Annotated in this window: 11 protein-coding genes; all 11 read left to right on the top strand. The window is 49.4% G+C overall.

Going from position 1 to position 12464, the window contains the following annotated elements; genetic code table 11:
* Positions 1-83: 83 nt before the first annotated feature.
* Positions 84-1367, top strand: coding sequence for a citrate synthase (gene gltA / locus HMPREF2606_RS04565; RefSeq protein ID WP_070583645.1), 1284 nt, complete (start codon positions 84-86; stop codon positions 1365-1367).
* Positions 1368-1576: 209 nt separating this feature from the next.
* Positions 1577-4405, top strand: a complete 2829-nt coding sequence (locus HMPREF2606_RS04570) for a 2-oxoglutarate dehydrogenase E1 component (protein ID WP_070843375.1) — start codon at positions 1577-1579, stop codon at positions 4403-4405.
* Between the two features lie 99 nt (positions 4406-4504).
* Positions 4505-5686, top strand: a complete 1182-nt coding sequence (gene odhB, locus HMPREF2606_RS04575; RefSeq protein ID WP_063075931.1) for a 2-oxoglutarate dehydrogenase complex dihydrolipoyllysine-residue succinyltransferase — start codon at positions 4505-4507, stop codon at positions 5684-5686.
* A gap of 259 nt (positions 5687-5945) precedes the next feature.
* A complete protein-coding gene (lpdA, locus tag HMPREF2606_RS04580) occupies positions 5946-7379 on the top strand; it encodes a dihydrolipoyl dehydrogenase (RefSeq protein ID WP_070583641.1) in 1434 nt (477 codons plus the stop codon).
* A gap of 124 nt (positions 7380-7503) precedes the next feature.
* Positions 7504-7791, top strand: coding sequence for a hypothetical protein (locus HMPREF2606_RS04585; protein ID WP_002242554.1), 288 nt, complete (start codon positions 7504-7506; stop codon positions 7789-7791).
* Between the two features lie 17 nt (positions 7792-7808).
* A complete protein-coding gene (gene sucC / locus HMPREF2606_RS04590; protein WP_004519273.1) occupies positions 7809-9029 on the top strand; it encodes an ADP-forming succinate--CoA ligase subunit beta in 1221 nt (406 codons plus the stop codon).
* A gap of 10 nt (positions 9030-9039) precedes the next feature.
* Positions 9040-9930 (top strand): succinate--CoA ligase subunit alpha, encoded by an 891-nt coding sequence (sucD, locus tag HMPREF2606_RS04595; protein ID WP_045074653.1) that lies wholly within the window; start codon positions 9040-9042, stop codon positions 9928-9930.
* Positions 9931-10124: 194 nt separating this feature from the next.
* A complete protein-coding gene (locus HMPREF2606_RS04600; RefSeq protein ID WP_070843376.1) occupies positions 10125-10559 on the top strand; it encodes a DUF883 family protein in 435 nt (144 codons plus the stop codon).
* 109 nt (positions 10560-10668) lie between these two features.
* Positions 10669-11076, top strand: a complete 408-nt coding sequence (locus HMPREF2606_RS04605; RefSeq protein ID WP_070632098.1) for a phage holin family protein — start codon at positions 10669-10671, stop codon at positions 11074-11076.
* Entirely contained in the window at positions 11057-11323 is a 267-nt protein-coding gene (locus HMPREF2606_RS04610; RefSeq protein WP_070843377.1) for a hypothetical protein, read from the top strand. Before HMPREF2606_RS04605 ends, HMPREF2606_RS04610 begins: the two co-directional genes overlap by 20 nt.
* 225 nt (positions 11324-11548) lie before the next feature.
* Complete coding sequence (locus HMPREF2606_RS04615; RefSeq protein ID WP_070843378.1) at positions 11549-12382, top strand: phosphatidylserine decarboxylase; 834 nt, start codon at positions 11549-11551, stop codon at positions 12380-12382.
* The last annotated feature ends 82 nt before the right edge of the window (positions 12383-12464 follow it).

A 12464-nucleotide genomic window follows, 5' to 3' on the forward strand; every position in this document is an offset into this window, starting at 1 on the left:
CTTTCCATACGGAGGCCGTCTGAAAAAAAGGACCGTGCCGCTTGGGCGGCAACGAAAGCCCCAACTTACAAAGGAGTTTAAGAATGTCTAAATCAGTCAAGCTCACCACCCCAAATCAAGAGACCTTGGAACTGCCAGTATTGGAAGCAAGTATCGGCCATGATGTGGTTGATATTCGTGCTTTGACAAAAAATACAGGTCTGTTTTCCTTCGACCCCGGATTCGTGTCAACTGCAAGTTGCGAATCCAAAATCACTTATATTGATGGCGATGAAGGTCTGTTGTATTACCGTGGTTATCCTATCGAGCAGTTGGCCGAAAAATCCGATTACTTGGAAGTTTGCTACCTGTTGATTTACGGCGAACTGCCTACCCCTGAACAGAAAAAAGAATTTGATGCCACAGTCGGTCGCCATACTATGCTGCATGAGCAGCTGACTTGGTTCTTCCGCGGTTTCCGTCGCGATGCGCATCCGATGGCGATGATGGTTGGCGTGGTTGGCGCTTTGTCTGCTTTCTATCAAGACAGCTTGGATATTGCTAATCCTGAACACCGCAAAATTGCGATTTACCGCTTAATCTCCAAAATCCCGACAATTGCAGCAATGTGTTACCGTTATTCCAACGGTCTGCCGTTCAATTATCCAAAAAATAACCTTTCCTATGCTGAAAACTTCTTGCACATGATGTTTGCAACACCATGTGAAGAATACAAACCTAATCCAGTATTGGCTCGCGCGCTCGACCGCATCTTTATTTTGCATGCCGACCACGAGCAAAACGCTTCTACTTCGACCGTACGTTTGGCCGGCTCTTCTGGTGCAAATCCATTTGCCTGTATCGCTGCCGGTATTGCCTGTCTGTGGGGTGCTTCACACGGCGGTGCAAACGAAGCTGTGTTGAAGATGCTGGACGAAATCGGCGATGTATCTAATGTTGCCGCATACATGGAAGGTGTGAAACAACGTAAATACCGTCTGATGGGCTTCGGTCACCGCGTATACCGCAATATGGACCCACGAGCCAGCATCATGCGCGAAACCTGTTATGAAGTCTTGAAAGAATTAGGCTTGGAAGACAGTCCTAAATTCAAGCTGGCGATGGAATTGGAACAAATTGCACTGAAAGATCCATTCTTTGTTGAACGCAAGCTGTATCCAAATGTCGATTTCTACTCCGGCATCGTCTTGTCTGCATTGGGCATTCCAACTGAAATGTTTACCGTTATCTTCGCATTGTCGCGCAGTGTAGGTTGGATTTCTCATTGGCATGAAATGATTAGCGATCCGGCACTGAAAATCGGTCGCCCACGTCAACTGTATACCGGTGCAGAGCGTCGCGATTACGTTCCGGTAGATAAACGCTAATAAACAATACATTAATATATTGTTGAAAAGTCGTTTGAAAAAATCGAATTGCCGTTTTCAATGAGGTTGGTCGTAATTAATTAAGTTGATAGCAGGTAATTTGATTTGAAATAGGGTAGAATAAAGTGTCATTTCAGACGGCCTGAATTCCGTTCGGAGAACACGGGATTCTACCCTTTGTTTATATTTTAAAGAAAAGAGCTCACGCCATGATGGACGAAAAACTCAATTTCTCTTATCTGTTTGGTTCTAATGCGCCATACATCGAGGAGTTGTATGAAAAGTTTCTGGATAATCCGGAATCTGTCGATGAAAAATGGAAACAGTACTTTACCGATTTGAGTAAACAGCCGGGCGCAGTCGCTGTCGATGTTGCCCATACACCGATTCGTGAATCATTTGCCACTTTGGCTAAAAAGAAAATTGCCGCAGCCGTCGCAGGCGGTGTGGATGAGGCAATGATGAAAAAGCAAGTCAGTGTTTTGCGACTGATTTCTGCCTATCGTATCCAAGGCGTGGGTGCAGCCCAACTTGATCCGCTCAAACGTATTCCTCCTCAAAATATTGAAGCTCTCGATCCTAAATTCCACGGTCTGTCAGATGCCGATATGGCGCTTCAGTTCAATATGGGCGAGGGCGATTTTTCCGGTCAGAGCAAACTGCCTCTGTCCCAAATCATCAGCAACCTCAAACAAACCTACTGCGGCCATATCGCGGTAGAGTACATCTACATTCCAAATACCGAAGAGCGCCGCTGGGTTCGCAATTATTTTGAAAGCGTACTGTCTACGCCAAGCTACAACGTTGAACAAAAACGCCGTATCTTGAAAGAAATGACTGCTGCCGAAACTCTGGAACGTTACCTGCATACCAAATATGTTGGTCAAAAACGCTTTGGTGTAGAAGGCGGCGAAAGCGCTATTGCCGGTTTGAATTACTTGATTCAAAACGCTGGTAAAGACGGCGTGGAAGAAGTCATCATCGGTATGGCACACCGTGGCCGTCTGAATGTTTTGGTTAACATTTTGGGCAAAAAACCGGCTGATTTGTTTGCTGAATTTGAAGGCCGTGCCGAAATCAAATTGCCTAGTGGCGACGTGAAATACCATATGGGCTTCAGCTCCGACATCGCTACGCCACACGGCCCAATGCACGTTTCTTTGGCATTCAACCCGTCACACTTGGAAATTGTTAACCCAGTAGTGGAAGGTTCTGCGCGCGCTAAACAAAAACGTTTGGGCGAAAACGGCCGCGATAAAGTCTTGCCAGTATTGATTCACGGTGACTCCGCATTTATCGGTTTGGGTGTTAACCAAGCAACATTCAACCTGTCTAAAACACGCGGTTATACCACCGGCGGTACTGTTCACATCGTGATCAACAACCAAATTGGCTTTACAACTTCCGATACCCGCGATACCCGTTCTACCGTACATTGTACCGATATTGCGAAAATGGTTTCCGCTCCGGTTATCCATGTGAATGGCGATGATCCTGAACGCGTTTGCTTTGCCATCCAAGCCGCTTTGGATTACCGCAAAAAATTCCATAAAGACATCGTGGTCGACGTTGTCTGCTACCGTAAATGGGGCCACAACGAGGGTGATGATCCGACCCTGACCCAACCGATGATGTACAAAAAAGTATCGCAACACCCAGGTGCGCGTGCTTTGTACACCGAGCAACTGATTGCCGAAGGTGTGGTAACTCAAGCTGAGGCTGATGGTTACATCCAAGCCTACCGTGATGCTTTGGACAAAGGCGAACATGTTGAGCAAACAACTTTGAGCAATTTCCAACGCACACAAATCGATTGGAGCAAATACCAAGGCAAAGATTGGCGCGAACAAATCGAAACCGGTTTGCCTGCCGCAGATATTGAGCGCCTTACCGAGAAATTTACCGCTGTACCGGAAGATTTTGCCCTGCATCCGACTGCAAAACGTGTGATCGAAGCGCGTAAAGCCATGGCATCCGGCAATCAAGCCATCGACTGGGGTATGGCCGAAACCTTGGCATACGCAAGCCTGCTGACTAAAGGTCATGGCGTGCGTATCTCCGGTGAGGACTCCGGCCGCGGTACATTCTCACACCGTCATGCAGTGTTGCACGATCAAAAACGCGAAAAATGGGACGACGGTACTTATGTTCCTTTGCGCCATATGGGCGAAGGCATGGGCGAGTTCCTGGTTATCGACTCCATTTTGAACGAAGAAGCCGTGATGGCGTTCGAGTACGGCTTTGCCTGCTCCGCACCTGACAAGCTGACCATTTGGGAAGCTCAATTCGGTGACTTCGCCAACGGCGCGCAAGTGACTATCGACCAATTCCTGTCTTCAGGCGAAACCAAGTGGGGTCGTTTGTGCGGTCTGACCACCATCCTGCCGCACGGCTACGACGGTCAAGGCCCTGAGCACTCTTCTGCACGCGTAGAACGTTGGCTGCAACTGTGTTCTGAGAACAATATGCAAGGCATCATGCCGTCTGAAGCGTCGCAAATGTTCCACCTCTTGCAACGTCAAGTCTTGGGTTCATACCGCAAACCGCTGGTGATTTTCATGTCCAAACGCCTGTTGCGCTTTAAAGGTGCAATGAGCCCGCTGGAAAACTTCACCGAAGGTTCGACTTTCCGTCCGGTTATCGGCGATACCGCCGAACGTGCAAGCAATGACAGCGTGAAACGCGTAGTATTGTGTGCCGGTCAGGTTTACTATGACTTGGAAGCTGGTCGTGCCGAGCGTAAACTGGAAGATGATGTTGCTATCGTCCGCGTTGAGCAGCTGTATCCGTTCCCATACGATGAGGTTAAAGCTGAACTGGCGAAATATCCGAACGCAAAATCTGTGGTTTGGGCGCAAGAAGAGCCGAAAAACCAAGGTGCGTTCTACCAAATCCGCCACCGTATCGAAGACGTTATCAGCGAAGAGCAAAAACTGTCTTATGCCGGTCGTCCAAGCAGTGCATCGCCTGCAGTGGGCTACTCAAGCAAACACATTGCTCAATTGAAACAATTGGTTGAAGACGCTTTAGCGTTGTAAGCCAAGCAGCATTCCGTCTGAGGCTGCTCAGGCGGAATGCCCATATGCAGAATTAAAAACACACAACAGGCCGTCTGAAAGGGCCATTGGAGACACAAAATGATTATTGATGTAAAAGTACCTATGCTGTCTGAAAGCGTATCTGAAGGCACGCTCTTGGAATGGAAGAAAAAAGTTGGCGAAGCAGTTGCCCGTGACGAAATCCTGATCGATATCGAAACTGACAAAGTGGTTTTGGAAGTACCTTCTCCACAAGCCGGCGTATTGGTTGAAATCGTAGCGCAAGACGGTGAAACCGTTGTTGCCGACCAAGTTTTGGCGCGCATCGATACAGCTGCTACTGCCGCTGCTGAAGCCCCAGCCGCCGCGCCTGCCGAAGCAGCCCCAGCTGCCGCTCCTGCTGCTGCACAAAACAACGCCGCTATGCCTGCTGCCGCCAAACTGGCTGCCGAGACCGGTGTTGACGTGAACGCATTGCAAGGTTCTGGCCGTGACGGTCGCGTATTGAAAGAAGACGTACAAAATGCCGCTGCCAAACCTGCCGCAGCCGCTGCTCCTGCTGTTGCACTTCCTGCCGGCGCACGTCCTGAAGAACGCGTACCAATGAGCCGCCTGCGTGCCCGTGTTGCAGAACGCCTCTTGGCTTCTCAACAAGAAAACGCCATTTTGACTACATTCAACGAAGTCAACATGAAACCGATCATGGACTTGCGTGCGAAGTACAAAGATAAATTCGAGAAAGAACACGGCGTAAAACTGGGCTTTATGTCCTTCTTCGTTAAAGCCGCTGTTGCCGCCCTGAAAAAATACCCGGTTGTGAATGCTTCTGTTGACGGCAAAGACATCGTGTACCACGGCTACTTCGACATCGGTATCGCAATTGGCAGCCCACGCGGTTTGGTTGTGCCAATCCTGCGCGATGCCGACCAAATGAGCATTGCCGACATTGAACAAGCAATTGTTGATTATGCGAAAAAAGCAAAAGACGGCAAAATCGCTATCGAAGATCTGACCGGCGGTACATTCAGTATTACCAACGGTGGTACTTTCGGTTCTATGATGTCTACCCCGATCATCAACCCGCCTCAATCTGCGATTTTGGGTATGCACGCCACTAAAGAGCGCGCCGTGGTTGAAAACGGCCAAGTTGTTGTCCGTCCAATGATGTATCTGGCTCTGTCTTACGACCACCGTATCATTGACGGCCGCGAAGCTGTATTGACCTTGGTAGCCATTAAAGACGCGTTGGAAGATCCAGCTCGCCTGTTGTTGGATCTGTAATCGTTTCAGACGGCCTTTTATTTGTTAATGAAAAGGCCGTCTGAATTTTTATTTAGATGTAGCGTAATGTAGTATCGTGCTACAATAGGCTCAACGAACGATTGAGGCCGTCTGAAACATTTGATTCGAATGAATCGACAGATATGGACTTTCAGACGGCCTTTTCTTAAAACCATCAAAACGCAGTCATTCAAAATAAAAAAGAAACAAAAAGTATCGTTTTTATTTTGAGATACTGCAAAAAGCAAAGGATGACACGATGTCTCAATATGATGTAGTAGTGATTGGTGCTGGCCCGGGCGGATACGTTGCCGCCATCCGTGCCGCGCAACTGGGTTTCAAAACCGCTTGCGTCGACGCAGGCGTTAACAAAGCAGGCAATGCCCCTGCATTGGGCGGTACTTGCTTGAACGTAGGCTGTATCCCTTCTAAAGCCCTGTTGCAATCCAGCGAACATTTTCACGCTGCGCAACACGATTTTGCCGAGCACGGTATCACTGTCGGCGACGTAAAATTCGACGCAGCCAAAATGATTGAGCGCAAAGATGCCATCGTGACCAAGCTGACCGGCGGCGTGAAATTCCTGTTCCAAAAAAACAAAGTAACCAGCCTGTTCGGTACTGCTTCCTTTGCCGGTAAAAATGGCGATGCCTACCAAATCGAAGTCGATAACAAAGGCGAGAAAACCGTTATCGAAGCCAAACACGTCATCGTAGCGACCGGTTCCGTACCGCGTCCGCTGCCACAAGTCGCTATCGACAATGTGAACGTGTTGGACAACGAAGGCGCATTGAACCTGACCGAAGTGCCTGGCAAACTCGGCGTAATCGGTTCCGGCGTGATTGGTTTGGAAATGGGTTCCGTATGGAACCGCGTGGGTGCAGAAGTTACCATTCTTGAAGCTGCGCCGACCTTCTTGGCTGCCGCCGACCAACAAATCGCAAAAGAAGCCTTCAAATACTTCACCAAAGAGCAAGGCTTGAGCATTGAATTGGGCGTGAAAATCGGCGACATTAAATCTGAAGGCAAAGGCGTTTCCGTTGCTTACGAAACTGCTGCCGGCGAAGCCAAAACCGAAGTATTCGACAAACTGATCGTTGCCATCGGTCGTATTCCAAACACCAAAGGCCTGAACGCCGAAGCAGTAGGCTTGGAAAAAGACGAGCGCGGCTTTATCAAAGTAGATGGCGAATGCCGTACCAACCTGCCTAACGTATGGGCAATCGGCGACGTGGTTCGCGGCCCGATGTTGGCACACAAAGCCAGCGACGAAGGCGTTGCCGTTGCCGAGCGCATTGCCGGTCAAAAACCGCATATCGACTTCAACAACGTGCCGTTCGTGATTTACACCGACCCTGAAATCGCTTGGGTGGGTAAAACCGAAGAGCAGCTCAAAGCCGAAGGCGTGGAGTACAAAAAAGGTACTTCAGGTTTCGGTGCAAACGGTCGCGCATTGGCAATGGGCAAAGCTAAAGGTACGGTTAAAGTATTGGCAGATGCCAAAACCGACCGCATCTTAGGCGTACACATGATTGGTCCGGTTGTCAGCGAATTGGTTACCGAAGGCGTGACTGCGCTCGAATTCTTCGCCAGCAGCGAAGACATCGCCCGCATTATCCATGCCCACCCAACTTTGTCCGAAGTGGTTCACGAAGCTGCATTGGCGGCCGACAAACGCGCTTTACACGGTTGATAGACATTAAGGCCGTCTGAAATTTTTCAGACGGCCTTAAGGCCTTCGACAAATTGAATGTTCCGAGCGCTTCGTTTTCTGATTTATAATTCAGTCAGACAAACACACAGCATTTACATTCATTATGAACAAAGAAATAGTCGGTATTTTCTTTATACCGGCGGGCATCATCAGCATGTGTATGGCCGCATTGTGGCAGATGTATGTGATGATGACCGAAACTTATACGCTCAACCGTTTCAAAGATAAAGAATTGGTTTGGCGCGTGGCATTGTTGTTTATCAGTTTCAGCCTTGCCGTTTATCTGCTCTGCCCGAATTCGCGTAAAAAAGGCATTGTCTTTTTTATTCTCGGAGGAGGCGGCGCAACCATGTATCTGCTGGCGCGGATGTGGTTGCCCTTCAGTAAATAGTAGGGCCGTCTGAAAATATGGGATTGGCCGCAGGGCGATTCCTAAAACCCACTCACCTTAAGGAGAAATCCATGAATTTACACGAGTATCAGGCTAAAGAACTGCTGGCTAGCTACGGTTTGCCCGTACAAGGCGGTATTTTGGCACACAACGGCGAAGAAGCCGCTGCAGCTTACGACAAATTGGGCGGCAAATTCGCTGTTGTCAAAGCACAAGTACACGCCGGCGGCCGCGGTAAAGCGGGCGGCGTAAAAGTCGTTAAAAGCCGCGAAGAAGCTAAAGAAGTGGCTGAAAGCCTGATTGGCACCAACTTGGTAACTTACCAAACCGATGCCAACGGCCAACCTGTCAACAGCGTTTTGGTTTGCGAAGACATGTATCCGGTTCAAACCGAGCTGTACTTGGGCGCAGTGGTTGACCGTTCTACCCGCCGCGTTACATTCATGGCTTCTACCGAAGGCGGCGTGGAAATTGAAAAAGTTGCTGCCGAAACTCCAGAAAAAATCTTCAAAGTAACCGTTGATCCGCTGGTCGGCCTGCAACCTTGCCAAGCTCGCGAAGTTGCCTTCCAACTGGGCTTGAAAGACAAACAAATCAACGAGTTCGTCAAACTGATGACCGGCGCGTACAAAGCGTTTATCGAAAACGACTTCGCCCTGTTTGAAGTAAACCCATTGGCAGTTCGCGAAAACGGCGCGCTGGCTTGCGTAGATGGCAAAATCGGTATCGACAGCAACGCGCTCTACCGCCTGCCAAAAATCGCTGAATTGCGTGACAAATCTCAAGAAAACGAACGTGAGCTGAAAGCTTCCGAATTCGACCTGAACTATGTTGCCCTGGAAGGCAACATCGGCTGTATGGTTAACGGTGCCGGTTTGGCGATGGCCACTATGGACATTATCAAACTCAAAGGCGGCCAACCTGCCAACTTCTTGGACGTTGGCGGCGGCGCAACCAAAGACCGCGTGGTTGAAGCGTTCAAACTGATTTTGGAAGACAAATCCGTTAAAGGCGTATTGATCAACATCTTCGGCGGTATCGTACGTTGCGACATGATTGCGGAAGCCATCGTGGCAGCCGTTAAAGAAATCAACGTCAACGTTCCTGTCGTTGTTCGTTTGGAAGGTAACAACGCCGAACTCGGCGCGAAAATCCTGAACGAATCAGGTCTGAAACTGACTTCTGCAGACGGCCTGAATGACGCAGCCGAAAAAATTGTTGCAGCCGTAAACGCCTAAGGAGAAAAGAATGAGCGTATTGATTAATAAAGACACCAAAGTATTGGTTCAAGGTTTCACCGGTAAAAACGGTACTTTCCACTCCGAACAAGCTCTGGCTTACGGCACTAAAGTTGTCGGCGGCGTTACCCCGGGTAAAGGCGGTCAAACCCACCTGGACCTGCCTGTGTTCAACACCATGAAAGAAGCCGTTAAAGAAACCGGCGCGGACGCATCTGTAATTTACGTTCCCGCTCCGTTTGTATTGGATTCTATCGTTGAAGCCGTTGATTCCGGCGTAGGCTTGGTCGTTGTGATTACCGAAGGCGTACCGACTCTGGACATGCTCAAAGCCAAACGCTACTTGGAAACCAACGGTAACGGTACCCGTTTGGTCGGCCCTAACTGCCCGGGCGTGATTACCCCAGGCGAGTGCAAAATCGGCATTATGCCGGGCCACATCCACACTCCCGGCCGCATCGGCATCATTTCCCGTTCCGGTACATTGACTTACGAAGCCGTGGCACAAACCACCAAACTGGGCTTGGGTCAATCAACCTGTATCGGTATCGGCGGCGACCCGATTCCTGGTATGAACCAAATCGACGCACTGAAACTCTTCCAAGAAGACCCAGATACCGACGCCATCATCATGATCGGTGAAATCGGCGGTACTGCGGAAGAAGAAGCAGCCGAATACATCCAATCTAACGTAACCAAACCCGTTGTCGGCTACATCGCAGGTGTTACTGCCCCTAAAGGCAAACGCATGGGCCACGCCGGTGCGATTATCTCCGGCGGTAAAGGTACTGCCGAAGAAAAATTCGCCGCTTTCGAAAAAGCCGGCATCGCCTACACCCGCAGCCCTGCCGAATTGGGCAGCACCATGCTGGAAGTGTTGAAAGCAAAAGGTTTGGCATAAGACTTAAGTCTTTAAGCTGAATTGAAAAGGCCGTCTGAAGTTTTCAGACGGCCTTTTTTAATTTCATTTGGTTGTTTTTACATATTTGATACTTAATTTGATTGGAATTAATGCGATAACCGGAGAGAAATGTTTATAATTGATTAACAGATAAACAGTCTGTAACCATATCAACCTATCTCAAGGAGAAAAACATGAAAAAACACGATTTTGAAGCACGTCGCGAGGCTTTGCTGAAAGACATCCGAGAAGTGATGGATGATGTGGAAGAGTTGTACCGCGACGGTGTGGAAGCCGGTTCGGAAGAGGGCGGCAAAGCCCGGGCCAAATTGGAAGAGAAATTGGCCGCGGCCAAAGAGCGTTTGAGTCGTTTTGAAGAAGAGGCCGGCGAACGTTTGCGCCATCATGCCGAGCGTGCGCGTGAGAAATACGAGCAGTTTGAAGAGGCGGCCCAGGAGCGTTTTAAAGAAGGCAAAGAGCGCTTTGCCGAATTTGAAGCCGATGCGGGCGAGCGTTTGAAACGCGGTGCCAAACATGCTGATGAAGTGGTGCATGAAAAACCATATTATGCGATGGGTTTTGCCGCATTGGCCGGTTTGGTTGTCGGTGTGTTGTTGAACCGCCGTTAATGTGAATATGTTAAGGCCGTCTGAACAGGCGTACACATGAAATCTTGGATTTCATTGCGCCGTGCAGACGGCCTTAGCCTTATGTTTCCTGAGAAAAAGGATAATCGAGATGGGGATTCGCCAACGTTTTGAACATGGCAAGGCTTTGTTGAATCAGGGCGCGGATTTGCTGCTGCTGCGTTTGCAGGTGTTGAGCTTGGATTTGACGCGTCAGGCGGAGAATGTGTTCCGTTTGGCGATCTGGCTGGTGTTGTCCGGCGCGCTGTTGATGGTGGGCTTGGTCGGTTTGCTGTTCGGCTTGAACCGCGTGCTGTCGGATGTGGCCGCTTTGTGGGTATTTTTCGGCATTTTCTTTGTAAGTCTGCTGATTATTGCCGTATTGTTCCGCAAAGTATCGGCGGACTATCGGGAGCAGGGCAGTCGCGTGGCTGAGACCTTGCAGGATATTCGATCGGATATTGCGTATTTGCGCGGTGAGATAGACAAGGATGCGGACGATGAAGCAACAGGAGTATGAAGAAGCGCGCGAGCTGCTGCTTTTGGAAGCCAAGCTGGTGCGGCTGAGGATTGAAGCGGAAAATTTGAAACTGCGTAAAGTGGAAGAAAGCAAAACACGACAGGGCAATCAGTTGATTAAGCTCGCAGATGTGGTGTATCAGCTGAGCCAAACGCGTTTGTTGTCTCAACGCTCTTTGTTCTCTACATCACGCCGTCGGCATTGGATTTGGCTGGTGTTGGCGGTCATACTGGGTTTGTCGAGATAATCGAGGGCGGAGGTTTGGTCTAAATGATATTTGCGGCGAGTTGTTGGCTCGTGTGAGCCGCTTATTGAGGACGCTGCGTCATTGTATTGCCGAAACTGAAACTTTATCTATGTTGAGTATTTTTTACAAAAGACACCGGCCGTCTGAACATTTCAGACGGCCTCAATGTTTGGAGTTTCAGATATAATGGCGGCAATTTTGAAATTATTAAATGAAGGATAGATGATGAACCGTTTGTATCCCCACCCGATTATCGCCCGTGAGGGCTGGCCGATTATCGGCGGCGGTTTGGCTTTGAGCCTGCTGGTGTCGATGTGCTGCGGCTGGTGGTCTTTGCCGTTTTGGGTGTTTACCGTATTTGCCCTGCAGTTTTTCCGCGACCCTGCGCGTGAAATTCCGCTAAATCCTGAAGCGGTGTTGAGTCCGGTTGACGGCCGTATCGTGGTGGTCGAGCGCGCACGCGATCCGTATCGTGATGTCGATGCTTTGAAAATCAGTATTTTTATGAACGTGTTCAACGTGCATTCGCAAAAATCGCCTGCCGATTGTACGGTAACGAAAGTGGTCTATAACAAAGGCAAATTCGTGAATGCAGATTTGGACAAAGCCAGCACGGAAAATGAACGCAATGCGGTGTTGGCGACTACGGCTTCTGGTCGTGAAATTACTTTTGTTCAAGTGGCCGGTTTGGTGGCGCGCCGTATTTTGTGCTACACCCAAGCAGGTGCGAAATTGTCTCGCGGCGAACGCTATGGCTTTATCCGCTTTGGCTCGCGCGTGGATATGTATCTGCCTGTCGATGCGCAGGCGCAAGTGGCGATTGGCGATAAAGTTACCGGCGTCAGCACTGTATTGGCGCGTTTGCCGCTGACTGCGCCGCAAACTGAATCTGAGCCTAAAGCCGCAGCTGTTCCTCAAGCTGCGCCTGCTTCTCAAGCTACTCCGGCTTCTCAAGCTGCTCCGGTTGAGACAGTGGCAAGCCAATCTACCGAACAGCAGCAAATCGAAGCAGCGGCGGCTAAAATTCAAGCGGCTGTGCAAGATGTATTGAAAGATTAATAGTCAGTTTTAAATGATTGGTTAAAACAAGAAAAAGGTTTTCAGACGGCCGTCTGAAAACCTTTTTTGTTTGCCTATCTAG

This window comes from Neisseria sp. HMSC070H10 (assembly GCF_001837635.1).
Taxonomy (GTDB): domain Bacteria; phylum Pseudomonadota; class Gammaproteobacteria; order Burkholderiales; family Neisseriaceae; genus Neisseria; species Neisseria subflava_A.